Raw genomic sequence first — 26,130 nt, 5'->3', positions numbered from 1 at the left:
CGTGCACAGTCAAATTTATGGCGCACATGTCTGGATTAACTGAGGGTTAATTAACCAAACAGATGGTAAACCTTCGCCGCGTTTTTTGCCTGAGTGATCTGCGACATCTCGTCGACTATCGCCTGGCGTTCTCCCATCGCAACCTCGAGCAACTGCTTGTACACATGCAGCAACTCCTCAAGATTGTCACGCAGCGCCACTTCATCCAAAGAAGCCTCACTCATGACATCTTCCATGCAGGAACGGCAATCAAGATCCAGTTGACCGATCGCCTCCCAGTTACGCTCGGCCAGGGCATCGACCAGCGCCACACGGGTTTCTTCGATTCGCTGCAATACAAGACTCATGGTGATCTCCTTAAAACTGAGGAGCGGGAACAGGCGCGATAGCGTCCCAGCCTTCCTTTACCGTGGTCAGCAGGCCGGCGACCTCGTCCAGGATACGCGGGTCGCTGCTGATGTTCGCCTCGGCAAGACGCTTCATCATGTAGATATACAGCCCGTCCAGATCGGCCAGCGTATCGGCCGAGTTCTCCAGATCCAGACCTTCGCGCAGGCCACTTACAATGCCAATGGCCTTGCTGATCGCCGTGCATTTGGCAGGAATGTCCTTGCGCTCGATCGCGCCCTTGGCCTGAGCGATACGATCCAGGCCACCTTCCATCAGCATTTGCACCAGACGGTGAGGGCTCGCTTCGGAAGTCTGAGCTTGAGCGCCAACTTTCTGGTACTGCCGAAGGGCTAACATCGGATTCATGTTCTACCTCATTTGCCACAATGACTCGTATGACCAGTGTATCGCCTGCGAGCCGAAAAACTTTAGACCACAAGACAAAAACCCGGCACACGCTCGAAAGCGTAGCCGGGTTTTTGTCGCTCTTGCATGTTACTTCGCGGATTGCTGCGCGTTGAGCGAGGCGAAGAACGACGTGATGTTGCTCGCCGTGGCCTTCATCTGCCCTACCAGCAAGTCCATGGCGTTGTACTTGGCGGTCAACGTCTTGGTCAGGTTGGCGACTCGCAGGTCCAGCGCCAATTGCTGACTGGTGATGTTCTTGGCGTTGTTGTTCAGGATGGTCAAACGCTGATCAAGCAGACCGCTGGTGCTCTTGCCATCAGGGGAAGCCTTGAGGTAAGGATCAACCGCCTTGCTCATGCGGGTCAGTAGACCATTGGTGTCGTTGGTGCCGGTGAACATGTCCTGGACTTTGCCGGTCATGCCCGGTGTGGACATGGCCTTGTTGAACGTAGCCGTGTCGAACGTCAGATTACCGGTGTTGCGGTCAGTCATGACACCCAGCTGCGACAGATAGGCCATCGGAGTACCAGCAGTAGCACTTTCAGCCGTCAGTTGCCCGCGGATATCGGCAACCAGTGAGCGCGCCAGGGAGTCACCGGTGAACGCCGCCTGAACGGTCAGTTTGCCATCTTCGTCCGGGGTCGCCTTGGACAACGTGTCGATGGTGCTTTTCAGGGTGTTGTAGGCATCGACGAACGCCTGAACCGACGTCTGCAAGCCCTTGGTGTTACCGTCGACAGACACTGTCACAGGTGTTGGCGGCGAGCCGGGGCTGACCGTTACCAGGTTCATCGTCAGGCCACTGATCGCGCCGGTTACCGTGTTGCTTTTACTGGTGACCGCCAGACCATCGATGGTCAACGACGCATCCTGAGCAAGGCCATTCACCGCGCCAGAAGCACCAGCGGCAGGATTGGCGCCCATCGGCTGGGTGCCGTCGATTTCCAGACCGGCGATGCCGCTGACCGTCAGGTCGGAGCCAGCGCCCGTCTTGCTCGAACTGATCACCAGGCGCGAGGCACCCGAGCTGTCGGTCACGATGTTGGCAGAAATACCGTTGACGGCCTGAGCCGAGTTGATCGCATCCCGAGTACTCTGCAACGTAGCATTGGCAGGGATCGTGACATTGTAATCAGTGCCATTCTGACTGATTTTCAGGGTACCACTCGGAATGGCACTGGCGGCACCGCCGGCAAAGGATGCACTGGCGACTTTCGAACCGGTAGCCAGTTTATTCACAACGACACTGTAAGTACCCGAGACCGCGGTATTATCCGCAGAAACACCCAGCACGGTCGGAGTACCCGAAGTCGCCGTGTAACCGGCAAACGCAGGATTGGTTTTGCTGCCCAGGTTGGTCATCGCTGTCTGGAATGCGGTCAGCGCACTCTTCAGCGTACCGATACCGGAGATCTTCAGGGTATTGGCTTTGGTAGCGTTATCGATCTGCGTCTGCTTCGGCGACTTGTCGGCATTGACCAGCGCAGTAACGATCGCACCGATGTCCAGGCCGGAACCCAGGCCCGTACCCGGTAAAATTGGACTTGCCATGTGCATCTCCCTTTGGGTTGTTGCCAGTCTTTTGACCCTTGTGGGCGCCTAAAGAACTTCAAACACTATTCATGCCAGCTATCAGACCTTGGCGTCGAACAACACATGACTTGCGTTGGCGAGACTGTCTGCCAGCTTGAGTGCCTCAGCGGAAGGAATCTGTCTTACGACCTCACCCGTCTCGCTGGCGATCACTTTGACGATGACCTTGCCAGAATGCTCATCGATCGAAAACTCCAGGTTGCGCTTGATCGATTGAACAAACTTCTCGATCTCCTGCACCGCCAGCTTCAACTTGTTTTCATCCGTCTCCTGGCTTTTTTTCGCCTCGGAAACAGTTTCAACGGTCGAAGGCTTGGTCTCCGACGGCTTGTCGGCAACCGGACTGGCCTGCTTGGGAGCCGGATAAGACACGTTAAGCTTTACGCTCATGTCCATGCCCATCACCTCTTAACGTGAAAAGGCGAGAGAGCACGCAAGCGCACTCCCCCGCCAAAACTCATTCCGAAATTACTGAAGCAGCTTCAGTACAGCGGAAGGCAGTTGGTTGGCTTGAGCCAGAACAGAGGTCGAAGCCTGTTGCAGGGTTTGCTGCTTGGTCAGGTTCGCAGTCTCTGCGGCGAAGTCGGTATCTTGTACGCGACCTTGTGCAGCAGTGGTGTTCTCGGTGATGTTCTGCAAGTTCTGGATGGTGCTGGTCAGACGGTTTTGCGAAGCACCCAGAGCGGCGCGAGTGGCGTTGATGTTCGCAATTGCAGCGTCGATCGCGGTGATCGCGTTGTCGATGTTCGAAGCGGCGGCAGCCGAAGTAGCACCGGTCAGAACAACAGTACCGCTACCTACCGACAGGCTGACGGCGTCGAACTTGCCGCTCAGTACCAGGTCGATGTGGTTGGCGGAGCCAGTGTTGGCGCCAACTTGCAGAGTTACAGTACCAGCCGAACCGTCCAGCAGGTTTTTGCCGTTCAGGTTGGTAGCAGCCGAGATACGGGTGATTTCGTCAGACATCTGAGCGAATTCAGCGTTGGTTGCGGTCTGGTCAGCAGTGCCGTTGGTACCGTTACGTGCTTTAACAGCCAGTTCACGCATACGCTGCAGGATGTCGGTCGAAGCTTGCAGAGCGCCTTCAGCGGTCTGGGCAACGGAGATACCGTCGTTGGCGTTCTGGATGGCCTGGGTGTTACCACGGATCTGCGAAGACATGCGGGTAGCGATCTGCAGGCCAGCGGCGTCGTCTTTGGCGCTGTTGATTTTCAGGCCGGAAGACAGGCGCTGCATCGAAGTCGACAGAGCGTCGGAAGCGCGGTTCAGGTTTTTCTGAACGTTCAGCGACGTGGTGTTGGTGTTTACAGTTAAAGCCATGACGAATTCCTCGTTGGTTGGGTACTGCGGCTTCCGGCCCTGGCAACCGCCGGGTATGGCCTAGAGAACCTTCGTAATAGTTATCGTCGGGATTGCAGGTTGCTTGAGGGCTTTTTTGAAAATTTTTGCCATCACCCTGCCACTCCCTAGAAAACAAAGACTTAGCCGCGTTTTACCCACGAAAAAATGACGTCATAAAACTGTCCGCGGCGCAAACCTGCGAGCCAGCGCTGTCGGTGATTCCTTATGCCGAAGAACTTTCCAGCAGATGGATCAATTCGTACTCCATGAAATCGGCAAGACCCAGCCAGTCCTGGCGTTCCTGGCAATCGAGCATCTGCGTGAGCAAATGCGTCCAGGCTTGCTTTGCATCCGCGGCTGCAGGCACCAGCAAATGCTGTACTCCTTCAAACACCTCCACCATGTCCAGCGCCGCCTCCACATCACGCCCCAGCCGGAACAGCACGGCGCAACGCCGGCATTCATCGACACAGCCTTGCAGTGCGCTCATTGCACAAACTCCTGATTGAAACGCGTACCGGCAATCAAGGCGCCCGAACGACTGCTGTTGAAGAACTCCACCTGCGGCCGGCTGGCGATGTAACGCTCCAGCACGCACAGATAACCGCGGAAATTGAGCTGCGTACTGACGCGCCGGCCGAAGCCATCCAGCACCCAGTGCCGCGCCTGGTTCACCGAAGGTCCCAGGTCGCCATCATTCCAGCCGGCATGGGTCTTGTTCATCGGGAACGCGAAGTCGGCACCGAACAGGGTGATCCGCGCAGCGCCCATCTTCACCGCCAGATCCACTGCCGGGTGAATCACACTGCCGCCGACATGCAGCAGTGCCCGAGGATATTGCACACGCAGCGCCGCATAGACCGGACTGAGCGAATAACCGCCGTAGCGCTTGCCCTTCCATGCCCGTAAAACGTCGGGATCGCTCATGGGCAAGTACACCAGCGCAATGCCGTCGGACGCCTCGCAAGGCAGATGCCGAAAGCTGATGCGCTGGTCGATGCTCACCACGAAATCCGGCACGATGCCGTGCTCGCGCAGCGGCCGATAGGCGGTGTCGACACAGATGAACAGCGGACGATCGCTTTTCTGGCGAATCGCAGCCAGACGCTCGAAATGCTGCTCGAGGGTCGGCCCGGTACCGATCACATAGATGTCCCGTCCGGCGCAGGTGCCGAACAATTGCGCCACATCATCGTCGGCGAGCAGCACGGGCAAACAGTCACGCAAACGCTGCTGAATGAACGGCAACTGCGGATCGAACTCCCGATTGTTGAAACTCAGGTGCACTTCGCTGACCAGCCGATCACGAATCTTCGCGTTGAAGTCGTCGGCCAGCAGCATTTCGGCGGGCAAGGCAAAGAACGGCGTACAGATGTCCGGCAGGTCGCCGGCGTACAGCAGTTCGACTCGAGTGTCCTGCAGCCATTGACGTTGATCGAGCAGTTGCAGCACCAAAGCAAACAGCGCGCCGTTGAGGATGTGCACGTAGAGTCGCTCGAGCCCGTTGCGCTCCAGCAGCACGGAAGGCAGATCCCCGAGGCCGGTGCCATAGACATGCAGTTGCGCCTTGTCCGTCGGCAGGCTCTCGGCCTGAACCCGGGCTTCGTGGACGCGATCATGACGGCTGGTGAGCTGGATGCCGTTGATGCTCAGTGTCGTCCCCAGGCCTTCTGTCAGTCCGGCCTCGATTGCCGAACTGTCTTCGCTCTGCAATCGCGCGAACAGCGCCGGCCAGCGCCTCTGGATGACTTCAGCGTTGCCCTGGAAAAACTCGCTCATGGCGCCTCGCGCTCCCTTCAGGCAAAAAAATAGCGTTCAAGGTTAACCCTGGAACGCTATTTTTGTATCTGTCGTTTTCGATGGATTCAAGGACGATAGATAATCGCCGAGCCCCACGACAGTCCCACACCGAAACCGCTGAGTGCCACCCGGTTCCAGCTCGAGTCCAGCGCGTGCTTTTCCAGCAGCAGCGGAATGCTCGACGACACGGTGTTGCCGGTCTCGACCATGTCCTTGATGAATTTCTCCGGCTCGCCTTCGAAACGCCGCGCAACGGCATCGACGATCGCGGCACTGCCCTGGTGAATACAGAACGCATCGATGTCATCGGCGCTGAGGCCGGAATCGTCGAGCAATTCATGCAAGTGCGCCGGGACTTTCAACAGGGCAAAGTTGAACACCTGACGACCGTTCATGAAGAACACACCATCGGTGACTTTCAGATGCGGTGCACCGGAACCGTCAGTGCCGAACTTGGCTTTGCCCAGCGCCCAGACCGGATCTTCGCCCATCCAGGTTGCGGTGGCAGCGTCGCCGAACAGCATCGTGGTGTTGCGGTCTTGCGGGTCGACGATTTTCGAATACGGGTCGGCGGTGATCAGCAGACCGTTCTTCAAGCCGGCGGCTTCCATGAAACCCTTGATCGCGTAGATGCCATAAACGTAGCCGGAGCAGCCCAGGGAAATATCGAACGCCGCGACATGGGTCGGCAGACCCAGCTTGTCCTGGACGATGGCTGCGGTGTGCGGCAGGCCTTCTTCGTCACCGTTCTGGGTGACGACGATCAGCGCGTCGATGGATTCACGTTTCAGTTCAGGGTTGCTGGCAAACAGCGCATTGGCCGCTTCAACGCACAGATCGGAGGTTTCCTGTTCTGCGTCTTTACGTGGCAGGAAGGCCGAACCGATCTTGCCGAGGATGAATTCTTCATCCTTCTCGAATTTTGCACCTTGTGCGTAATTGTCCACGCCGGCTACAGGAACGTAGCTCGCAATGCTTTTTATGCCAATCATTACGGCTTCCCAATAAAAAACAGCCCAATACCACCGCTCGCAAGGATTCGAGGGGCGCCGACAAACAGAAAACGGCCGCCACAACGGGCAGCCACGGGGAGCGCAAAGGGCTGTCACTGAAACCGATAACGGGCCAGGCGCCATCTCCCCGGTCAATACAATACAGTGAAGATGCGCGTTATGACTCGCAGGTCACGCTATTTTGCCGAATCGGTGCTGATCGGGTTATTCGACCAGCGACCAGTCCAGCGGCGTACCACGCTTGATCGGTGACCGCGCGCGGCGGCCAAGGACAGCATCGGCATGCTTGGGCGGCAGGCCGAGACCGGGACGAATGGCGCGCAGGTTGGCCGCTGTGAAAGGCTCTCCGGCCGCCATATCGGCCGTGACATAAAGGGACCGGCGGTAGACCAGAGATTTCTGCTCGGCTTCGGTCACGCCGTAATGCACCTGGCCCATGGCCTGCCAGGCACGCTCGGTTTCGACCACCAGGCTGGCCAGCTCCGCAGGCTCCAGGGAGAAACTGGCATCCACGCCGCCCGCCGCGCGGTCGAGGGTAAAGTGTTTTTCCACCACCGTCGCACCCAGTGCCACGGCCGCTACCGACACGCCGACACCCATCGAATGATCCGACAGACCGACCTGACAACCGAACAATTCACGCAAATGCGGGATAGTGCGCACATTGCTGTTGAGCGGCGTCGCCGGGTAGGTGCTGGTGCATTTGAGCAACACCAGATCCTTGCACCCGGCCTCACGGGCGGCGTTCACGGTTTCGTCGAGTTCGGCGATGCTGGCCATGCCGGTGGAAATGATCAGCGGTTTGCCGGTGGCCGCGACACGACGAATCAGCGGCAGATCGGTGTTTTCGAAACTGGCGATCTTGTAGGCCGGGACATCGAGGCTTTCAAGAAAGTCCACGGCGCTGTCATCGAACGGCGTCGAAAACGCGAGCATGCCCAATTCCTTGGCCCGGGCGAAGATCGGCGCGTGCCATTCCCACGGGGTGTGGGCCTTTTCGTAGAGATCGTAAAGCGACGTTCCGGCCCACAGGCTGTGCGGATCCTTGATGAAAAATTCACCTTCCGAAAGATCCAGAGTCATGGTGTCGGCGGTGTAGGTTTGCAGCTTCAAGGCGTGGGCACCGGACCTGGCCGCCGCTTCGACAATCTGCAGGGCGACGTCCAGCGACTGGTTATGGTTGCCGCTCATTTCGGCAATGATGAACGGTGGTGCATCGGCACCGACAAGGCGGTCGCCAATCCTGAAACTGTTCATGAGCGGGGTTCCTTCAATTCCCTGGTGAACGCGCAGGCATTTTGGGTGAAGCCTGCGTCACGAAATACATTGAGCGAGGCCTGATTGGCCGGCAAGACCTGCGCGGTGATCGCAGTCAGCTGCGGCCAGTGTGCAGTGACGAACGCCTCGCCCCGCGCCAGCAGCGCCCTGCCCCAGCCGAGACCGAAACGCCCCTCCAGCACATACAGCGAAACTTCAGCGTCGAAGCCGCGCAGATCGTAGCGCAATACCCCGACCGGGCCGTCATCGGCCTCGGCGATCAACAGCAAGCGTTGAGGATTGCGCAAACTCGCGTCGAGCCAGTTCAGATGCTGCGACCACCCGATCACGCCACTCTCCAGAGACCAGCGACGTACCGCCTCGGCATTGCGCCCGTCGAACAGCAACTGCGCATCGTCCGGCGTTGCCTTGCGCAGCCTGAGTACTGCGCCGGCCAATGCCGCCGCCACCCGCAGCGCACCGCGTCCGTCGACCAATTGGCGCGAGCGCTCGGCCAGGCTTTGGCGCAGGTAGAAATTGTCGACGACAAACCCGATGGCATCACGTAGTTGTGCGATGCTGACCTGCTCGCGGGCGCCCATGAAGACATGGGCACCGGCCGCTGCCATGACTTCGCCGTTGTTCTGCTGGTTATTCGACACGGCGATGCAAATCGTCGGCAGGCCCAGCGCTGCCCGCTCCCAACTGGTGCCACCGCCGGCGCCGATGAAAAGGTCGGCTTCGGTCATGCGCCGATGAAAGTCACTGACGAAACTGTGCAGCCGCCAGTTCGGCCGATTCTCGGCCAGTGCCTGCATCTCGGCCCAGGCCGGGTTGTCGGCACCGGCGACGAAGTCCACTTCCAGCCCGGAAAAATCCGCCAGCGCCAGCATCGCGTGATGGGTCTGCCGGGCGGCATCGAAACCACCGAAGTTCACCAGCACCCGCTGCGCCACGGGCTTGATCTTGATGGCCGGGCCACTGAACTCTTCGCGCAGCATGGCGAATCGCGGCCCAAGCAAGGTCCGGCAACCGGCCGGCAGCAGCGGTTGATAGTTTTCGCTGAGCCCGGAGAGATTCTGATTGAGCAGCAGATCCACGCTGTAGCGACGGGTCGCGAGATCATCCACAGCGGCGATCCGCAAGCCGAAACGGCGCGCAGCGGTCTGCCAGTGGTGATCGAGGCCGTAATGGTCGGCGATGATCCAGTCGAATGCGGGCTGTCCGCCCAGCTGCGTCGCCAGTGCATCGATATCCGCCTGCCACGGCAACATCGACTCGATGGCCTGCTGTGGATCTTCGTCGATATAGCGATCAGGCAGCGCAAAGGTCTCGAAGCCCTCGGCCTGCAACGCCTCCAGCCGATTACCGGGCAACCGGCGACAGGCAAACGCGACATGGCTGCCCTGCGTGCGCAGCACTCGCGCCAGCGTCAGACAGCGGGCGATATGGCCACTGCCGATGGTCGGCGAGGCGTCGGCGCGAATCAGCACTCTCATTGCAGCTCTCCACCAGCCTTGAGTGCCGCGTAAAGGTATTCGGCGCGTTTCCAGTCTTCTGCGGTGTCGATGTCCTGCACCAGATACCGGGGCAGGATCACCGGCAGGCTGGCCGGTGAATACAGAATCTCGCCACCCAGCCACGCCTGGCTGCGGCCCCAATAGAACTGGCCGGCATCCTGAAAGGCAGGTGGCAGATCCTGCGAACGGGTATCGCGAAATTCGGGGTACAGCGCCATCAACGCGCCCTGCCCGTCAAGGCTCAAGGCACGCTGCACCGGAAAACCGAAATCGGTGACCGAAAAAGCAAAGGACTTGTCCGGATGCTGCGCCAGCAACTCAAAGCCCTGACGCAGAAACCGCGCCTGCAACAACGGCGCGGTGGCGTACACACAGCAGGCGTAATCGAAGGCCGGCAGTTGCTGCAAGGCATGCACGATCACTGCCGCCGTGCCGGTGAAATCATCGGCCAGCTCCGCCGGACGCATGAACGGCACGTGAGCACCGTGAGCCTGCGCCAGCGCGGCGATCTCTTCGTCGTCGGTGCTGACCACCACTTGCTCGAACAACCCCGAATCCAGCGCTGTGCGGATCGAACGGACAATCATCGGCACACCGTCGAACGGCTTGAGATTCTTGCGCGGGATGCGTTTGCTGCCCCCGCGGGCCGGGATGATTGCGACGTTGTTCAAGGACGTTTTTCCAGCAGGAACCAGGTGATGTCGTCCACCGGAAACTGCGGATCGCGGTGATAACCGAAACCGTAGTCCAGCAGTTGCAGATCCGGATAGCGATCGAGCATTTCCCCGGCGAAATCACGCTTGAACAGCTTGCCGCTGTTGCCGCGATAGGACACTTCCACCGGCGAGGGATTGTAGTACTCGGCGATCAGGATGTAGCGCGAGCTCAACTCATACAACTGCGCATACGCCGTCGCCAACAGCTCCGGCGCCAGATGGATCAGCACGCCTTTGCTCAGGGTCAGGTCGAAGGTTCGTTCGCGGGGGAAATCGAACAGCGAGCCGTGCCAGATTGTTGCGATATCCAGCGCGCGCGCCTGAGCGCAGGCGCTGGCGTTGATCTCGACGCCAGACAGTTCGCAGTGCGGCAACAGCTGTCGCAACGCCTGCAAGTTGTTGCCGGCGTTGGTGCCCAGTTCCAGCAGGCTGTCGATCCGCCCGGCCCGTGTCAGGGCCTTGGCGAACAACGCCAGATTGGACGCTACCAACGGTTGTCCGATGTTGCGTTCGACGTACTGATTGCCGAATTCGCCCTGCCAGAAGTGTTCCTGTTCGCTCAGATCACGCATTGCCGTTTTCCATCCTCCGCGACAGCGGCACTCATTCAGTCAACCGACGCAGTTGCTCGACCACGTAATCCTGCTGCTGATCACTCAGCAGCGGAAACAGCGGCAGGCTGATCGCTTCGGCGTAATAACGCTCGGCCTCGGGAAAGTCTCCCTCGGCAAAACCCTGTTCACGATAGTAAGGCTGCAGATGCACCGGAATGTAATGCAGATTCACACCGACCCCGGCCGCACGCAAACCTTCGAACACCTGACGGTGGCTGAGGCTGATGCGCTCGGTCTGCAAGCGCACCACATAAAGATGCCAGGCCGATTCTGCGTCCGGCTGGATCCCCGGCAGGGTGACCGGCAAGTACGCCAGGAGGCGGTCATAACGTGCGGCCAACTCGCGGCGACGGGCGATGAATTCGTCCAGTTTGCTCAACTGTGACAGACCCAGCGCGGCCTGCAGATCGGTGATCCGGTAGTTGAAGCCCAGCTCGACCTGCTGGTAGTACCACGGGCCGTGGCTGGGTTCTGTCATTTGCTGCGGATCGCGGGTCATGCCGTGGCTGCGCAGGCGTTGCAGATGCTCGGCCAGCTCCGGGCGATTGGTCAGCACCATACCGCCTTCGCCGCTGGTGACGATCTTCACCGGGTGGAAACTGAACACCGTCATCGCCGCAAACTCGCCACAGCCCACAGGACGCCCGGCATAACTGGCGCCGACCGCGTGGGAGGCATCTTCGATCACGGTGAAGTTGTAGCGCTCGGCCAGTTCGGCAATGCGCCGCATGTCGCAGCTCTGCCCGGAGAACGCCACGGCCACCAGCACTTTGGGCAGCGTGCCGTCGCTTTCAGCAGCATCGAGCTTGCTAGCCAGAACCTCGGCATCAAGGTTCCAGGTCAGCGGATCGATGTCGACGAAGTCAACGTCGGCGCCGCAGTAACGGCCGCAGTTGGCCGACGCTAAAAAGGTGTTCGGCGTGGTCCACAAACGGTCGCCCGGACCGAGCCCCGCCGCCAGGCAGGCAATGTGCAACGCAGCGGTGGCGTTGCACACCGCGACCGCGAAATCCGCCTGGCAACGCTCGGCCATCGCCTGTTCGAAGCGCTCGATGGTCGGCCCCTGGGTCAACCAGTCGGACTGCAACACCTCGACGACCGCGTCGATATCCGCCTGATCGAGGCTTTGCCGACCATACGGAATCATATCGACAGCTTCGCGTGCAGGTCGGCGATCTGCCCGACCGAGAGGAAATGCGGATTGGTGTCGGAGCGATACTCAAAGTGCTCGCCCACCGGTCGCCCCTGCTCGCCGAGTCTGTCGACGGCAAAATCGACATCGACGCTGGTGAAACGGATCGAAGGCTGAATCGTGTAGTGATCATCGAACTCCAGAGTCATCCGCGCATCGTCCAGCGGCACCATCAGTTCGTGCAGCTTTTCCCCCGGACGGATGCCGACGTTCTTGTGCGGCAGATGCCCGGCCATGCCTCGGGCCAGATCGACAATGCGGATCGACGGGATCTTCGGCACGAACACTTCACCGCCGTGCATCCGCGCAAAACTGTCGAGGACGAATTGCACGCCGTGATCAAGGGTGATCCAGAAACGGGTCATGCGCTCGTCGGTGATCGGCAGTTCTTTCGCGCCATCGGCGATCAGCTGGCTGAAGAACGGCACCACCGAACCACGCGAGCCGGCCACGTTGCCGTAGCGCACCACGGCAAACCGCGTCTGTTGCTCACCGGCAATGTTGTTGGCCGCGACGAACAATTTGTCCGACAGCAACTTGGTGGCGCCGTACAGGTTGATCGGGCTCGCGGCCTTGTCGGTGGACAGCGCGACGACTTTCTTCACGCCGTTGTCGATGGCGGCGGCGATGATGTTCTCCGCGCCATTGACGTTGGTGCGGATGCACTCGGTGGGGTTGTACTCCGCCGCCGGCACCTGCTTCAACGCCGCCGCATGCACCACGTAATCGATGCCGCGCATGGCCTGGCGCAGACGCTCGGCGTCGCGCACATCGCCGAGGAAGTAACGCATGCACGGCGCGTTGAACGTCTGCTGCATTTCGTACTGTTTGAGCTCATCCCGGGAGAACACCACCACGCGTTTGGGCTGGTATTGCTCGAGCAGGCGCGCAATAAATTTGCGCCCGAACGAGCCTGTACCACCGGAGATGAAAATCGATTTGCCGTTGAACATGTCTTGAGTCCCGTTCCCTGCCGACTTAGGCGATCAACTGCGCCCAGTTCAGCGAAGCGCTTTCGTCCAGGACAAAACCTTTGCCAGTCAGGCTCAGGTTGGCGTTGTAAGCCGAATCGCCCGCGAACGCGCCAGACCATTTTTCACGCAATGCCTGAAGCGCTTGCGGCGACTGCGCCTGTTGACCGGAATGAATCACCTGGACCAGCGGCGTCCAGACGGTGAGGAAACCGGCCTGGCCCGCCTTCAGGCACAGATCGACATCGCTGTAACCGTCGGCGAATGCCTGTTCATCCAGGCCACCCAGCGCATCGAACAGTTCCTTGCGCACCATCAGGCAGACGCCCGATACCGCCGAGTAGTTCTGCTCCACCGCCAGGCGATGCATGTAACCGTTGGCGTCGTGTTTCTCACCGACAAAGGCAGAACCTGCGCCGCCATTCAAGCCGAGAATCAGACCCGCCTGGGAGATCTTGCCGTCACGGTCGACCAGTTTCGCACCGACGATACCGACCTCCGGCCGCAGGGCATGATTGAGCAACTGCTCGATCCAGTTCGGGTTGACCACTTCACCATCGGCCGCCATCAGCACCAGGAACTCGCCCTGCGCCTCCTGGCTGGCAGCATTGCACAGAGCCACGTCGCCCAGGACCTGATCGGCGCGCAGCACGCGGACCTTGGCGTTGCGCAGGGTTCCCAGCCAGTCATTGACGTCAGCCGAGAGGTTCGGATTGGCCGCGATCAACACTTCATAACGGGTGTAACGCGTTCTGAGCAAAACACCTTGCAGGCAACGTTGCAGGGACGGCAGATCATCACTGGCCGGCAGGATGACCGATACCAGCGGTTGCTCGGTGTGACGGTAGTCGACCTGATAGGTGCCCGGCTGCGCGGAGGTGATCTTGGCCTTGTAGCCGCGATTGCCCAGATGACGCAGCAGTGCCTGACGCTCGTCGGCGTTTTCTTCCGGTTCCACTGCCCGGGAAATCAGCAAAGGTTCATCGAGGTGCGCCAAACCATTGAGACCGCCCTGTTCAATGATGCGCAGCAGCAGATCGAACTCCAGCGCCTTGCTGAAATCGGCCTGGTAGCCTCCGGCCTCGATCAATACGTCACGACGGATCAGCCAGTGCCGCGCCATCTGCGCCGGCAGGCTTTGCAACAGGTCAAGGTTGAAGCCCGGACGGAAGGCATCGATCAATGCGCCTTCGGCAGTGCGCTGGATTTCGTCGGTGGCCACCGCACGGCATTCATCTGCGGACATCAGCTCCAGCCCGGCACGCAACAGACCGCCTGCCGTGAACTCGTCGCCCGCCTCGGCCAACAGCAACCAGTCGCAAGGCGATTGGCGCACGCTCAGATTCAGCTTGTCGACGAAGTTGCTCTGGGTGACCCGCACAAAGTGCAGCGTGTTCTGCGCGGTGGTTGCCGCCGGTGGCTCACCGGTCGTGAACACCACCACTCTGAACGCTTTGCTGTGACCTTCGAGCAAGCTGTCCAGGGTGACCTGCAACTTGTCGATGTCGTTGTCCAGGTCGAGCAGGAAAATGCCGAACTGCGGGCCGCCGCCGTTCGCTGCCAGGTGACGGGCAATCGCTTGACCCTGCTCGCTGTCGGGCTGACGGGCATCGAGCCATTTGAGCAAGCGGCCGGTGCGCATCTTGCTGAATGCAGCCTGATTGCCTTCCAGGGAAACCGCTTCGAGTCGAGCGATCCAGTCGCTCAGTTTTTTGGCGTCCTCATCCTCGCCCAGCAATTGCAGTTGAGCGATCAGGCGTTTGATCACGGTGCGGTTGAACACGTTGCTGTCGTGAGCTTGCCACAGACGATCCAGCACGCTCTCCGGGGTGTCGTTGTTGCGGGCTTGCATCAGGTTCTCCTGACGGGCCCAGATGCCCTCCAGCCCCTGCAACTGAATGCGCCCGGCCGGCATGGCGTGCAGCAGAAACTCGAACTGGGTCAGTTGATCGAAAAACGCCTGGTTGTAGAACGGCATTTCAACGTACTGACGCGGCCCGAAACGACGCTGCGGGCCGGCTTCGATATCCGTCCAGGCCGACTCGATAATCAGCTCGGCGGTCAATGCCCGGCCGGTACGCAGGCTGTCGGCCAGAGCTTCGAAACTCTCCAGGACAAACTGTTTGCCCTGCTGCGGGTCCCGATGCTCGACCTGGGTAGGCAGGCTGGCAAGGAAAGTGGCGAAGGCTTCGCGCTCGGACACCGACTTGGCGTCCGTGTACGCCAATGAGTGGAAGATTTCGGTGTTGTGATCGGAGTGCTGATAGTTGATTTCACGCACGACATAAGGGATCGGCAGAATGCGTGCCTTGCCCCTCGCCAGCATGTAGTAGGTGTGACCGACTTCCTGCCACTGGAAGATCGTGTCTTCCGGCATCGCGTCATACCAGTCGCGCAGCACCTGCGTGCGCTGCACGGCATAGAACGGCGGGAGGTACTGCGACATGTAATCCAACAGACGATCCTGGGCATGATCGGACGCGTAGTCTTCGCAGACTTTCTTGTCACGCCGGTAGTAGCTGACGCCGTTGGCCAGCGTCAGGTACATCATGCTGTAGCCGTGGCACAGGCTGTAGTCGGGGTTGGCATGCATGAAGGCAACGGCTTCATGCAAGGCATCGTGCACCAGGAAGTCATCGTCTGCGGCGAACACCATGTACGGCGTCTGCAACTGCTGAACACCGTAGGCCAGCTTGGCGCGAATGCCCCAATAGCCAAACTGCGGCAGGTGCTGATAATCCACGTTGGCAAATTGCCCGGCCACACCTGGCAATGCCTCGGCGGATGAGTCCAGCACCAAGATCCGGCACGGCAGCGTGCTGTAGAAACGCACGGCCCTGCGCAAAAACGCCGGACGTTCGTGAGAGATCAGCACAACGGTCAACTGTTGGTTGAGTGCCACACCGTGTTCAGAACTGTTCTTGCCTTGCATATTTTCCCCACAAGCGGCGAGTCGCCGAAAACTCTACGTTGTTTGTCGATTAACGTACGCGGCGCAGATATCCATCCGGCGCGACTGTGATCAGCAGCTTGCTGTGAATGGCCTGGTCGATCTCGAAATCGCGACTCTCTTCCAGGTAGGCCCACACGGCGGTTTTCGGGTTGTCACCCTTGCCCCACGGACGATCCGGAAAGGCGTCTTCCGGCATGTCTTCAACCACGGTATCCATGACCACGCAGTAGCTGCCCACCGACACCAGCGGTGCATAGAGGCGCAACTCCTCGAGGACATGCTCGTGGGTATGGTTTGAATCCAGCACCACCAGCACCTTCTTGCCCTGCACGCGCTCGCGTACCTGGTCGACGATCGCCTGATCGATGCTTGAACCCTGGATCATGCTGATGCGTTTGAACATAGGATGCGCCTCGATGGCTTCACGGTTGTGCTGGCGAATGTCGATGTCGACGCCCAATACTTCACCATGACCGATCAGTTCAAGGATCGACGCGTAGAACACCAGCGAACCGCCGTGGGCGATACCGGTTTCAACGATCACGTCCGGACGCAGGTTCCAGATGATTTCCTGCATCGCGACCATGTCCTGCGGGAACTGAATGATCGGCCGCCCCATCCAGCTGAAGTTGTAGGTGTACTTGTGTTTTGCGGTAGTGCCGACCCAGTCCAGCGACTCGGTTTGCAGTGCCTTGTCTTTCTGCAGGCCTTCGATATTGGCTTTCACTTCTTCGCGAAACTGCTCGTGCGGATTCATTGCAACTCTCCAAAAATTCGGGAAACGGCTTACCTGAACACCCTGGCGTCGGGGTAAGGCACTGTGTTGGTCTTGATGATCCTGGCGGGATTACCCACCACGACCGAAAAATCGGGAACATCCCTGGTCACTACCGCACCGGCACCGATCATGACCCAGCGGCCGATACGCAAGCGCGGCAGGATCGTCGCGTTGGTGCCGATGAACGTACCGTCGCCGATCTCCACGCAACCGGCGATACACACTCCGGGCGCCATGAACACCGAATGCCCGATCCGTCCTTCATGTCCCACCACGCTGCCGGCGCTGATGCTGGTGTTGTCGCCAAGTTCGACTTCGGCCTGCAAAAGCACGCCTTCCTGCAGATAACTGCCCAGCCCCATGCGAATCATGCTCAAGTCGATGCCGGGATGAATGAACTGGCCCAGTCGGGCACCGGCATCGACCAGTTGGCAGGTTGTCTCGTAACGCAGTCGGGTACTGCCAGTGATCAGGTTGACGAAACGTACGTCCGGACCATTGAGTTCGGCGACCCGCTCCGAACCACCGACGACCGGCACGCCATAAAACAGCGTGCCGTGCTTGCGTGGATCGTTGTCCAGAAAAGCGAATTCGACATTCGGCGTACTGCGCTTGACGGCATGCAGCATGCGCACCGCTTCCGGGTTGGCGGCCCCCAGCAGGTACATCTTCACGGCGCGTTCCTGCTGGCCAGCAAGTCGAGCACCACTTGCACCACACGGTGCTGATCGGCATCAGTCATTTCGTGATAACTCGGCAAGTTGAAGGCGCGTTCAGGCAATGCGAAAGACAGCGGAGTGTCGACCACGTATTCGCTGAACATCGGCAGCGTCGACAGCGGCCAGAAAAACACTCGGGCATCGATGTCGGCGGCCTGGAACGCCGCGATCAGTTGCTCGCGATGGATACCGGTATCGGCATCGAACACCACGGTTGGCATCCAGTAGCCATTGCGCCCGTGGGCCGGCTCGGGATTGAGCGACACGCCCGGCACGCCTTCCAGCGCCTGCGCATAGTTGGCAAAGATCGCCCTCTTGCGCGCAATCAACTCTTCGATCCGCTCGACCTGCGCGCAGCCGACCGCCGCCTGCAGGTTGCTCATCTTGTATTTGAAACCGACGAATTCCGGCCAGAACTGCTTGGTGCAACCCGCTACACGGCCATGATTGGACAGGGTCAGCACGCGCTCATACAAGGCCTTGTCCGAGGTGACGAACATCCCGCCTTCACCGGTGGTCATGGTCTTGGTGCCATGGAACGAAAAAGCGCCGAACGCCCCCATCGAGCCCGCTGCCTTGCCACGCCATTGCGAACCGATGGCTTCGGCCGCGTCCTCGATCACCGGAATGCCGAACTCCTTGCCGATAGCCAGCAAGGCATCCATGTCGCAAAGATTGCCGTAGAGGTGAACCGCCAGAATGGCTTTGGTGCGCGGGCTGATCGCGTTTCTGACCTGTTGTGGATCCAGGCACCAGCTATCGGCAAGAACATCGACAAAGACCGGGGTCGCACCCAAGTAGGTGATCGGTGCCGCCGAAGCGATCCAGTTGGTATTGGCCAGGATCACTTCATCGCCGGCACCGACACCCAGTGCCGCCATGCCCATGTGCAGGGCGCCGGTGCAACTGGAAGTAGCGATCGCGTAGGTCGACCCCAGATGCTCGGCGAAACCGTGCTCGAAACGGGTCAGGTATTCGTAGCAACGCGCGCCCCAGCCGTTCTGCACGGCGTCCAGGGCATATTGCGCTTCGAGTTCGCCGACACTCGGTTTGGTGTAGTGAATTCTGCTCATTGAATGATCAACTCCGGAACGGCGACGACAAAGCGTGCGCCCCATGCTTTGGCCGACGACAACTGCTGCGTCACTTCGCTCAGCAGATTCCACGGCAGAACCAGGATGTAGTCAGGCCGCTCTTGCGCAATGCGCTCGGGCGCCACGATCGGGATCCGACTGCCCGGCAGACATTTGCCCTGCTTGTGCGGGTTGGCATCGGCGACCCAGGCCAGCAGGTCCGGTTTGACCCCGGCGTAGTTGAGCAAGGTATTGCCCTTGGCGGCAGCGCCGTAACCGACTACGCGCTTGCCATCGGCCTTGGCCTGCAACAGGAAGCGCAGCAGGTCATGCTTGATGCGTTCGGCGGCCGGCGCCAGCGTCGCGTAGTACCCGGCGGTTTTCACGCCGGCATCGAATTCGGCCTGCAACTGCTGTTGCACCGCTGGCTGCACCTGACGACGTTCGCCATCCTTGCGCTGGACGAACACCCGCAGCGATCCGCCGTGGGTGGTCAACTGGCTGACGTCGAATACCTCCAGACCATTGCGCTCGCACAGGGTCTGCACGGCGGTCAGGGACAGGTAGGAATAGTGTTCGTGGTACAGCGTGTCGAACTGCGCGCCGGCCATCAGCGTCAGCAATTGCGGGAATTCGAAAGTGGCGACGCCGGTCGGCTTGAGCAGCGTGGCGAAACCACCGAGGAAGTCATTGATGTCCGGCACATGGGCCAGCACGTTGTTGGCGGCCATCAGGTCGGCGGACCAGCCTTCGCTTTTCAGCTGTGCGGCGGTGTCGCGGCCGAAGAACAGCTCACGAATTTCCAGGCCTTTTTCCCGTGCCGCCTGCGCGGTACTGCGGGTCGGTTCCACGCCCAGACACGGGATGCCGCGAGCGGCCACGTATTGCAGCAGGTAGCCGTCGTTGGCGGCGACCTCGACAACCCGGCTGTCAGCGGTCAGGCCGAAGCGCTCGGTCATCTCGGCCACATAACGCTCGGCGTGGGCCAGCCAGGTGCTGGAGAACGAGCTGAAGTAGGCGTATTCCGCGTCGAACAGGCTGTCGGCAGAGGTGTAATCCTCGGTCTGCACCAGCCAGCATTGCTGGCACACGGCGACCTTCAGCGGCACCCATTGCTCGGCCTGCTCCAGCCGATCGGCATGCACGTAGGCGTTGGACGGTGGCGAGGTGCCGAGGTCGATCAGCGGCAGGCTCAGCGGTGCGGCGCACCCACGGCAGTTCATAGACGCACTCCAGCAAAGTGTTGATCGAGCGCGGGATGGCTGGAATCACGCGCTGACAAATTATTGACAGGCAACGGCCAGGCGATGGCCAGTCGTGGATCGTTTACCGACAATCCGCCCTCGTGCTCCGGCGCATAATCGGCGCTGTGCAGGTAAAGCAGTTCGGCGTCGTCGGTGAGGGTCTGGAAACCGTGGGCGAAGCCGGCCGGGATCAACAGGCTGCGACCGTCGCCGGCCTTCAGGTGCTCGGCGTGCCAGTGCAGAAAGGTTTTGGAATCCGGGCGCAGGTCCACCGCCACGTCCCACACTTCACCGCGCAGGCAGGTGATCAGCTTGGCTTCCGGCGCGTTGGCGTTCTGGTAATGCAGACCGCGCACGCTGCCCTTCTCGCGGGTGCAGGAGTGGTTGATCTGGCGGATGTGAAATTCACTGCCAAACGCCTTCAGGCTGCCCTCGCAGAACAGCCGGGCGAAGTGCCCGCGCTGATCTTCGAAGCGCTTGTGCCGCACATTGAACAGCCCGGCCAGCGGCAAGGCTTGCAAGGAAAATTCACTCACAGCGCGCCCCGGTACAGGTTCAATTGACCGAGGGTCACGGTGCGCATGTCGTCACCGTTCTGCCACGCCAGATGCCAGTCGAGGGTCTGGGTCAGGCATTGCTGCAACGTCCAGCGCGGTTGCCAGCCCAGCACCTGACGGGCGCGGCTGCTGTCCAGGCGCAGCAGGCCGGCTTCGTGCAGTTCGCTCGGTTCGATGCGCAGACCACGGGCCTGTGGCCAGCGGTTGGCAAGCAGTTCGACCACTTCGCCGACGCTGCACATGTCCGCTTCGCCCGGGCCGAAGTTCCACGCCCCGGCGTATTCCGGGCCATCTTCATAGAGGCCGGCGGCCAGTTGCAAATAGCCGGCCAGCGGCTCCAGCGCGTGCTGCCACGGGCGAACGGCTTGCGGGTAGCGCAGGGTCACCGGCTCGTCTGCGGACCAGGCTTTCAGTACATCGGGAATCAGCCGTTCAGGGGCGAAATCGCCGCCGCCCAGCACGTTGCCGGCGCGAGCGGTGGCCAGCGCCAGGCCGTGTTCAGCGTACTTGTCCGCCGGAAAAAAGGATGCCGCATAAGACTGCGCCAGCAACTCGCAGCACGCCTTGCTGCTGCTGTAAGGGTCGTGGCCACCGAGGGCTTCGTCTTCGCGGTACGGCCACAGCCACTCTTTGTTGGCGTAGACCTTGTCGGTGGTCACCAGCACACAGGCGCGCACGCAACCGACCTGACGAATCGCTTCGAGCAGGTTGAGGGTGCCCATGACGTTGCTGGAATAAGTGCCGAGCGGATCGCGATAGCCTTCGCGCACCAGCGGCTGGGCCGCCAGGTGCAGGACGATCTCCGGCTCGGTGTCGGCGATGATCTCGAGCAAGGCGCCGAGGTCACGCAGATCGCCGCGCTGATCGTTGATGCCTTCGTGCACCCGCGCCAGTTCGAACAGGCTCGGCTCGGTCGAAGGATCCAGGGAAAAACCGCTGACTTGCGCGCCGAGGCTTTGCAGCCACAGGGTCAGCCAGCTGCCCTTGAAACCGGTGTGTCCGGTGACCAGAACCCGCTTGCCGCGCCAGAATTCAGGACTCAGGCCCATTGCTTCCATGGGGCCTCCCCGCTCTGCCACAGCGCTTCGAGATGATTCTTGTCACGCAGAGTGTCCATTGGCTGCCAGAAACCTTCGTGCTGGTAGGCCAACAGCTCACCGCGCTCGGCCAGACCGTCCAGCGGGCCGGATTCCCACGAGGTCGAATCACCTTCGATCAGCGGCAGGACTTTCGGTGACAGCACGAAGAAACCACCGTTGATCCAGCCACCGTCACCCCGCGGTTTTTCGGTGAACCCGAGTACCCGGTCACCGTCGCGATCCAGAGCACCATAGCGGCCCGGCGGCTGCACTGCAGTCACTGTAGCCAGTTTGCCGTGAGTCAGATGAAAGTCGACCAGCGCACTGATATTCAGATCCGAAACGCCGTCGCCGTAGGTGAAGCAGAACGCTTTTTCGTCTTCCACATAGCGCGACACCCGGCGCAGACGGCCGCCAGTCATGGTTTCCTCACCCGTGTCCACCAGCGTCACGCGCCATGGTTCGCTGTAGTTCTGGTGAACATCCATGCGGTTTTCACGCATGTCGAAGGTCACGTCGGAGGTGTGCAGGAAGTAGTTGGCGAAGAAGTCCTTGATCGCGTAGCCCTTGTAGCCGAGGCAGATCACGAAATCGTGAATTCCGTGGGCGGAATACTGTTTCATGATGTGCCAGAGAATTGGCTTGCCACCGATCTCGATCATCGGCTTCGGCTTGAGGTGCGACTCTTCACTGATGCGCGTGCCCAGGCCACCCGCCAAAATAACTGCCTTCATGGTCTCCCCTCTCGTTCGTCACAGGGCTGCGCGCGGCTTTCCAAGCTTTGCGGCCGTCTGGCTAAACCTTTCTGCCGGTCCGGGCGCAGGTGCAATGACCGCAAGCGCTCGTTTTATGGCGATTTGAGGGGGGACTTGCAGGAAACGCGCCAGCTCCGCAGGCGTTGCGTCGGCGGATTGTGCGGGCGTAAACAATAGATGAGCCGTTGCCGGACTCATCTGTTTCCATTGCCGACCATAGTGTCTGAGGAGCACCAGCCAATCAGGGCAAATGCATCACTGCCCCCGCCGAATGCCATGCCACCACCCTGCAGGACCAATCTGTCATCAACAGCCCCGGTGGATGCAAAACCGCAGTCCATACGCGTCTTGGAAATGAAACAAAAACAGGCGACCCGGGGTCGCCTGTTCTCGATCATCGATCCCCCCACCAAACCATCAGGGAGGCGTCTGTCCTGCTATCAACCGAACATGGCGAACCCGTCATTGCCGGTTGGCAGGTTGATGAACTTGCCGTCAGACGTCTGGATATATTCAATTGTGTTGGAGCCGGCGAACCAGTCCTTCAGCCGCACGCCGTCTTCCGGAGTCTGGCCTTCGAAGACGCTGTACTGATGCAGGAACAGGTCATTGCCGACCCGGTCAAGCAGCAGTTGCTGAGCGCTGATGTTCGACAGGATCAACTTGTCACCGGAACTGGTGCCAGTGTCCTGAATGGTGACCAGTTTCGAGGTATTGACGGTGTAGGTGTCATTATCCTCGCCGCCGAACGCCGAACCCGGACCACCCTGCAGAACCAGTTTGTCGGCACCCGCTCCACCGAACAGCGAGTATCCGGCGCCAATCCCGGTCAGCAGATCGTTGCCCTCACCACCGTCGGCCATGCCATATGCCACGGTAATGGTGTCATTGCCGGCTTCACCAAAGGCCTGGGTGCCCCGGTCATCGGGTGCGCCAACGATGATGTCGTCGCCGTTGCCGCCATACAGCAGGTCAGCCTGCGGCCCACCCGCTGCAACATTCACGGCGAACGGTCCGAGCGGGGTGTACAGGCTGCCATAGATGACATCGTTGCCATCCCCGCCATAAATGACGTCGTTGCCCAGACCGCCCTCCAGACCATTGGCGGCAGCATTGCCGATCAACGTGTCATTGAAGTTTGTCCCGATCAGACTCTCGATATTGATGAAGACATCGCCTTCGGCATCGCCACCCTGGCTGACACCGGTCTGCAGGTTGATATTCACGGCGGTGGCGTTGTTGGCGTACCAGACCGTGTCAATGCCTTCACGACCGTCGAACACGTCGGCACCGGCTCCACCCACAAAGTTGTCGTTGGCGGTGGAACCCAGGAACGTGTCAGCGAAACGAGTGCCCTGGAAGATCTCGATCCCGGCGAAGGTATCGCCCGCTGCATCGCCGGCGTTGGCGTTGGTTTTCAGGTCGATGGTGACGGCGCTGTCCGATGACTCATAGCTGACCATGTCCAGGCCGAGACCGCCGTTGAAGGCGAGCGCCGCAGAGCTGCCAACGAAGACATCGTTGTATTTCGAGCCGGTCATTGCCTCGATGCTGTTGTAGGTGTCACCCGTCGCAATCCCGGTGTTGACACCGGTTTTCAGGTTGATGCTGACGCCCGTTGTGCTGTCGTCATAGGACACTGTGTCCATGCCCGCACCGCCGATGAACTGATCGGCACCGCCACCGCCATACAGCACGTCATTGCCGATGCCACCCGTGATGATGTTGTCGCTGGCGTTGCCATAACCGGTGAACGCAGCCGTCCCGGTGTAGGTCATGCGCTCGACGTTCGCGGCCATCGTGTGGGTGTTCCAGCTGACGCGAATCTCGTCGTTGCCGCCACCTTCCTGTTCGATGATCGTTACGCCGCCACCATTGACATAGTAGATGTCATCACCGGCGCCGCCCTCGAAGGTCGCGTAGCTGATAGCCGCTGCAGTGAAGGTGTCGTTGAAGGCCGAACCGACAACCTTTTCAATGTTGGTCAGGGTATCGCCCTGCGCATCACCACCGACACCCGCCGGGCTGGTGCCCGGACGAATCTCGACATTGACGGCTTCGGCTGACGCCGAGTAATCGACCGTGTCGAACCCTGCGCCACCGTCAAAGGCAAACACACGGCTGTCAGCAAAGAACGTATCGTTGTACTTCGAGCCGGTAATCGCTTCGATGCTGTTGTATACGTCGCCCGCAGCGATTCCGCTATTGATCCCGGTCTTCAGATTGAGCGTCACACCTACGGTGCTGTCGTCATAGGACACGGTGTCCATGCCTGCGCCACCGAAGAACTGATCGGCGCCACCACCGCCCTTGAGGATGTCGTTGCCTGCACCGCCCGTGATGATGTTATCGCTATCGTTGCCGGTGCCGGTAAACGAGCCGGTACCGACGTATGTCAGACGCTCGATATTGGCCGCCAGGGTGTGATCCTTCCAGCTGACCCGCACCTCGTCGTTGCCGCCGCCAGCCTGTTCGATGATGGTCACACCACCGCCATTGACGTAATAGACGTCATCTCCAGCGCCGCCTTCATAGGTGGCATACAACGATGCCTCAGTCGTGAAGGTATCGCTGAACGCCGAACCGATGACCTTCTCGATGCCGGTCAGGGTCACACCTTGCGAATCACCACCAATACCTGCCAGTCCAGTGCCCGGGCGAATGTCGACGTTAACGCCAGCGGACGATGTCGAGTAATCGACCGTATCGAATCCGGCACCGCCATCAACAGCCGTGATCCGGCTATCGACCACGAAGGTGTCGTTGAAGTTGGAACCGGCGATCACTTCGATGCTGTTGTAAGTGTCACCCGCTGCGATGCCCGAGTTGATGCCCGTTTTCAGGTTAATGCTCACTGCAACGGTGCTGTCGTCGTAGGACACCGTGTCGCGCCCCGCGCCACCAAAAAACTGGTCGGCACCGCCGCCACCCTTGAGGATGTCGTTATTTGCGCCACCCGTGATGATGTTGTCGCTGGCGTTGCCCACGCCGGTGAACGAGCCGGTACCGACGTATGTCAGACGCTCGATATTGGCCGCCAGGGTGTGATCCTTCCAGCTGACCCGCACCTCGTCGTTGCCGCCGCCGGCCTGTTCGATGATGGTCACACCACCGCCATTGACGTAATAGACGTCATCTCCAGCGCCGCCTTCATAGGTGGCATACAACGATGCCTCAGTTGTGAAGGTATCGTTGAACGCCGAACCGATGACCTTTTCGATGCCGGTCAGGGTCACACCTTGTGAATCACCACCAATACCTGCCAGTCCAGTGCCCGGACGAATGTCGACGTTAACGCCAGCGGACGATGTCGAGTAATCGACCGTATCGAATCCGGCACCGCCATCAACAGCCGTGATCCGGCTATCGACCACGAAGGTGTCGTTGAAGTTGGAACCGGCGATCACTTCGATGCTGTTGTAAGTGTCACCCGCTGCGATGCCCGAGTTGATGCCCGTTTTCAGGTTAATGCTCACTGCAACGGTGCTGTCGTCGTAGGACACCGTGTCGCGCCCCGCGCCACCAAAAAACTGGTCGGCACCGCCGCCACCCTTGAGGATGTCGTTATTTGCGCCACCCGTGATGATGTTGTCGCTGGCGTTGCCCACGCCGGTGAACGAGCCGGTACCGACGTATGTCAGACGCTCGATATTGGCCGCCAGGGTGTGATCCTTCCAGCTGACCCGCACCTCGTCGTTGCCGCCGCCAGCCTGTTCGATGATGGTCACACCACCACCATTGACGTAATAGATGTCATCTCCAGCGCCGCCTTCATAGGTGGCATACAACGATGCCTCAGTTGTGAAGGTATCGTTGAACGCCGAACCGATGACCTTTTCGATGCCGGTCAGCGTGTCGTCCTGCGCATCACCACCAGTGCCAGGCAATCCGGTGCCCGGACGGATGTCGACATTTACCCCGGCGGACGAAGCCGAGTAATCGACCGTGTCGAAACCCGCGCCACCGTCAATTTTGTCAGCCCCGGCACTCCCGATAATCACATCATTGCCACCCAGGCCATTAATCTCATCATCCCCACTCGTACCGTTCAGCGTATCCGCGCCGTTTGTCCCGTTGATTACTGCCATTACATCTTCCTTGCCTTGTTTGTGAACCGGTACAGGCCAGCGTGGCGATCACACGTCACGGCGACATCA

The 26,130-nt window shown here is 60.1% G+C and carries 23 protein-coding genes; all 23 read right to left on the bottom strand.

From position 1 onward, the window contains the following. Window positions 1-50 precede the first annotated feature (50 nt). The gene (locus ACK6BI_RS12015) at window positions 51-347 is read right to left on the bottom strand and encodes a flagellar assembly protein FliT (RefSeq protein ID WP_065260776.1); all 297 of its coding nucleotides are present in this window, start codon (window positions 345-347) and stop codon (window positions 51-53) included. Window positions 348-357: 10 nt separating this feature from the next. Continuing rightward, window positions 358-756, bottom strand: a complete 399-nt coding sequence (gene fliS / locus ACK6BI_RS12010) for a flagellar export chaperone FliS (RefSeq protein WP_409317227.1) — start codon at window positions 754-756, stop codon at window positions 358-360. Window positions 757-885: 129 nt separating this feature from the next. Next, window positions 886-2,349, bottom strand: a complete 1,464-nt coding sequence (gene fliD / locus ACK6BI_RS12005) for a flagellar filament capping protein FliD (protein ID WP_409317226.1) — start codon at window positions 2,347-2,349, stop codon at window positions 886-888. A gap of 81 nt (window positions 2,350-2,430) precedes the next feature. Next, entirely contained in the window at window positions 2,431-2,787 is a 357-nt protein-coding gene (locus tag ACK6BI_RS12000; RefSeq protein ID WP_065260779.1) for a flagellar protein FlaG, read from the bottom strand. Window positions 2,788-2,859: 72 nt separating this feature from the next. Continuing rightward, window positions 2,860-3,711 (bottom strand): flagellin domain-containing protein, encoded by an 852-nt coding sequence (locus ACK6BI_RS11995; RefSeq protein WP_064594348.1) that lies wholly within the window; start codon window positions 3,709-3,711, stop codon window positions 2,860-2,862. A gap of 244 nt (window positions 3,712-3,955) precedes the next feature. Then, window positions 3,956-4,222 (bottom strand): hypothetical protein, encoded by a 267-nt coding sequence (locus ACK6BI_RS11990; protein ID WP_409317225.1) that lies wholly within the window; start codon window positions 4,220-4,222, stop codon window positions 3,956-3,958. Continuing rightward, window positions 4,219-5,511 carry a motility associated factor glycosyltransferase family protein gene (locus ACK6BI_RS11985; RefSeq protein WP_409317224.1) on the bottom strand — a complete coding sequence of 431 codons (1,293 nt, stop codon included), beginning with the start codon at window positions 5,509-5,511 and terminating at the stop codon, window positions 4,219-4,221. Before ACK6BI_RS11985 ends, ACK6BI_RS11990 begins: the two co-directional genes overlap by 4 nt. A gap of 86 nt (window positions 5,512-5,597) precedes the next feature. Further along, window positions 5,598-6,524: a ketoacyl-ACP synthase III gene (locus tag ACK6BI_RS11980; protein WP_409317223.1), complete on the bottom strand. Its 927-nt coding sequence runs from the start codon at window positions 6,522-6,524 to the stop codon at window positions 5,598-5,600. A gap of 225 nt (window positions 6,525-6,749) precedes the next feature. Next, window positions 6,750-7,802, bottom strand: a complete 1,053-nt coding sequence (gene pseI / locus ACK6BI_RS11975; protein ID WP_409317222.1) for a pseudaminic acid synthase — start codon at window positions 7,800-7,802, stop codon at window positions 6,750-6,752. Further along, window positions 7,799-9,301, bottom strand: a complete 1,503-nt coding sequence (pseG, locus tag ACK6BI_RS11970; protein ID WP_409317221.1) for a UDP-2,4-diacetamido-2,4,6-trideoxy-beta-L-altropyranose hydrolase — start codon at window positions 9,299-9,301, stop codon at window positions 7,799-7,801. The genes pseI and pseG overlap by 4 nt, the downstream gene beginning before the upstream one ends. Then, the gene (gene pseF, locus ACK6BI_RS11965; protein ID WP_409317220.1) at window positions 9,298-9,993 is read right to left on the bottom strand and encodes a pseudaminic acid cytidylyltransferase; all 696 of its coding nucleotides are present in this window, start codon (window positions 9,991-9,993) and stop codon (window positions 9,298-9,300) included. The genes pseG and pseF overlap by 4 nt, the downstream gene beginning before the upstream one ends. Next, on the bottom strand, window positions 9,990-10,610 hold the full coding sequence (locus tag ACK6BI_RS11960) for a pseudaminic acid biosynthesis-associated methylase (RefSeq protein WP_409317219.1): 621 nt from the start codon (window positions 10,608-10,610) through the stop codon (window positions 9,990-9,992). The genes pseF and ACK6BI_RS11960 overlap by 4 nt, the downstream gene beginning before the upstream one ends. A gap of 31 nt (window positions 10,611-10,641) precedes the next feature. Then, on the bottom strand, window positions 10,642-11,799 hold the full coding sequence (pseC, locus tag ACK6BI_RS11955) for a UDP-4-amino-4,6-dideoxy-N-acetyl-beta-L-altrosamine transaminase (protein WP_409317218.1): 1,158 nt from the start codon (window positions 11,797-11,799) through the stop codon (window positions 10,642-10,644). Then, window positions 11,796-12,797: a UDP-N-acetylglucosamine 4,6-dehydratase (inverting) gene (gene pseB, locus ACK6BI_RS11950; RefSeq protein WP_260522683.1), complete on the bottom strand. Its 1,002-nt coding sequence runs from the start codon at window positions 12,795-12,797 to the stop codon at window positions 11,796-11,798. The genes pseC and pseB overlap by 4 nt, the downstream gene beginning before the upstream one ends. A 25-nt stretch (window positions 12,798-12,822) precedes the next feature. Beyond that, complete coding sequence (locus tag ACK6BI_RS11945; protein ID WP_409317217.1) at window positions 12,823-15,747, bottom strand: TIGR00180 family glycosyltransferase; 2,925 nt, start codon at window positions 15,745-15,747, stop codon at window positions 12,823-12,825. 49 nt (window positions 15,748-15,796) lie between these two features. After that, window positions 15,797-16,525, bottom strand: coding sequence for a cephalosporin hydroxylase family protein (locus tag ACK6BI_RS11940; RefSeq protein WP_409317216.1), 729 nt, complete (start codon window positions 16,523-16,525; stop codon window positions 15,797-15,799). A 29-nt stretch (window positions 16,526-16,554) separates the two neighbouring features. Further along, entirely contained in the window at window positions 16,555-17,220 is a 666-nt protein-coding gene (locus ACK6BI_RS11935) for an acetyltransferase (protein ID WP_409317215.1), read from the bottom strand. Then, window positions 17,217-18,338: a DegT/DnrJ/EryC1/StrS family aminotransferase gene (locus tag ACK6BI_RS11930; RefSeq protein WP_409317214.1), complete on the bottom strand. Its 1,122-nt coding sequence runs from the start codon at window positions 18,336-18,338 to the stop codon at window positions 17,217-17,219. The genes ACK6BI_RS11935 and ACK6BI_RS11930 overlap by 4 nt, the downstream gene beginning before the upstream one ends. Next, window positions 18,335-19,561 (bottom strand): methyltransferase domain-containing protein, encoded by a 1,227-nt coding sequence (locus ACK6BI_RS11925; protein WP_409317213.1) that lies wholly within the window; start codon window positions 19,559-19,561, stop codon window positions 18,335-18,337. Before ACK6BI_RS11925 ends, ACK6BI_RS11930 begins: the two co-directional genes overlap by 4 nt. After that, window positions 19,558-20,118 carry a dTDP-4-dehydrorhamnose 3,5-epimerase gene (gene rfbC / locus ACK6BI_RS11920; protein ID WP_409317212.1) on the bottom strand — a complete coding sequence of 187 codons (561 nt, stop codon included), beginning with the start codon at window positions 20,116-20,118 and terminating at the stop codon, window positions 19,558-19,560. The genes ACK6BI_RS11925 and rfbC overlap by 4 nt, the downstream gene beginning before the upstream one ends. Further along, complete coding sequence (gene rfbG, locus ACK6BI_RS11915) at window positions 20,115-21,197, bottom strand: CDP-glucose 4,6-dehydratase (RefSeq protein WP_260522677.1); 1,083 nt, start codon at window positions 21,195-21,197, stop codon at window positions 20,115-20,117. The genes rfbC and rfbG overlap by 4 nt, the downstream gene beginning before the upstream one ends. Beyond that, window positions 21,179-21,952, bottom strand: coding sequence for a glucose-1-phosphate cytidylyltransferase (rfbF, locus tag ACK6BI_RS11910; protein WP_409317211.1), 774 nt, complete (start codon window positions 21,950-21,952; stop codon window positions 21,179-21,181). The genes rfbG and rfbF overlap by 19 nt, the downstream gene beginning before the upstream one ends. A 461-nt stretch (window positions 21,953-22,413) precedes the next feature. Further along, window positions 22,414-26,061 (bottom strand): beta strand repeat-containing protein, encoded by a 3,648-nt coding sequence (locus tag ACK6BI_RS11905; RefSeq protein WP_409317210.1) that lies wholly within the window; start codon window positions 26,059-26,061, stop codon window positions 22,414-22,416. Between the last annotated feature and the right edge of the window lie 69 nt (window positions 26,062-26,130).

Origin of the sequence: Pseudomonas sp. KCJK9016 (assembly GCF_046231795.1) — a bacterium.
GTDB lineage: Bacteria > Pseudomonadota > Gammaproteobacteria > Pseudomonadales > Pseudomonadaceae > Aquipseudomonas > Aquipseudomonas bananamidigenes.
Note: the sequence above shows the minus strand (reverse complement) of the source record. Positions and strands in the feature narration are given on the sequence as shown.

Coding starts and splice junctions, on each gene's coding strand:
- pseC (WP_409317218.1), bottom strand. CDS start 11,799: ATGATTCCGTATGGTCGGCAAAGCCTCGATCAGGCGGATATCGACGCG.
- ACK6BI_RS11905 (WP_409317210.1), bottom strand. CDS start 26,061: ATGGCAGTAATCAACGGGACAAACGGCGCGGATACGCTGAACGGTACG.
- fliD (WP_409317226.1), bottom strand. CDS start 2,349: ATGGCAAGTCCAATTTTACCGGGTACGGGCCTGGGTTCCGGCCTGGAC.
- ACK6BI_RS11940 (WP_409317216.1), bottom strand. CDS start 16,525: ATGAATCCGCACGAGCAGTTTCGCGAAGAAGTGAAAGCCAATATCGAA.
- pseI (WP_409317222.1), bottom strand. CDS start 7,802: ATGAACAGTTTCAGGATTGGCGACCGCCTTGTCGGTGCCGATGCACCA.
- rfbG (WP_260522677.1), bottom strand. CDS start 21,197: ATGGAAGCAATGGGCCTGAGTCCTGAATTCTGGCGCGGCAAGCGGGTT.
- ACK6BI_RS11980 (WP_409317223.1), bottom strand. CDS start 6,524: ATGATTGGCATAAAAAGCATTGCGAGCTACGTTCCTGTAGCCGGCGTG.
- ACK6BI_RS11990 (WP_409317225.1), bottom strand. CDS start 4,222: ATGAGCGCACTGCAAGGCTGTGTCGATGAATGCCGGCGTTGCGCCGTG.
- fliS (WP_409317227.1), bottom strand. CDS start 756: ATGAATCCGATGTTAGCCCTTCGGCAGTACCAGAAAGTTGGCGCTCAA.
- rfbF (WP_409317211.1), bottom strand. CDS start 21,952: ATGAAGGCAGTTATTTTGGCGGGTGGCCTGGGCACGCGCATCAGTGAA.
- ACK6BI_RS11985 (WP_409317224.1), bottom strand. CDS start 5,511: ATGAGCGAGTTTTTCCAGGGCAACGCTGAAGTCATCCAGAGGCGCTGG.
- ACK6BI_RS12000 (WP_065260779.1), bottom strand. CDS start 2,787: ATGGACATGAGCGTAAAGCTTAACGTGTCTTATCCGGCTCCCAAGCAG.
- ACK6BI_RS11995 (WP_064594348.1), bottom strand. CDS start 3,711: ATGGCTTTAACTGTAAACACCAACACCACGTCGCTGAACGTTCAGAAA.
- ACK6BI_RS11945 (WP_409317217.1), bottom strand. CDS start 15,747: ATGCAAGGCAAGAACAGTTCTGAACACGGTGTGGCACTCAACCAACAG.
- ACK6BI_RS12015 (WP_065260776.1), bottom strand. CDS start 347: ATGAGTCTTGTATTGCAGCGAATCGAAGAAACCCGTGTGGCGCTGGTC.
- ACK6BI_RS11925 (WP_409317213.1), bottom strand. CDS start 19,561: ATGAACTGCCGTGGGTGCGCCGCACCGCTGAGCCTGCCGCTGATCGAC.
- pseG (WP_409317221.1), bottom strand. CDS start 9,301: ATGAGAGTGCTGATTCGCGCCGACGCCTCGCCGACCATCGGCAGTGGC.
- ACK6BI_RS11930 (WP_409317214.1), bottom strand. CDS start 18,338: ATGAGCAGAATTCACTACACCAAACCGAGTGTCGGCGAACTCGAAGCG.
- pseB (WP_260522683.1), bottom strand. CDS start 12,797: ATGTTCAACGGCAAATCGATTTTCATCTCCGGTGGTACAGGCTCGTTC.
- ACK6BI_RS11960 (WP_409317219.1), bottom strand. CDS start 10,610: ATGCGTGATCTGAGCGAACAGGAACACTTCTGGCAGGGCGAATTCGGC.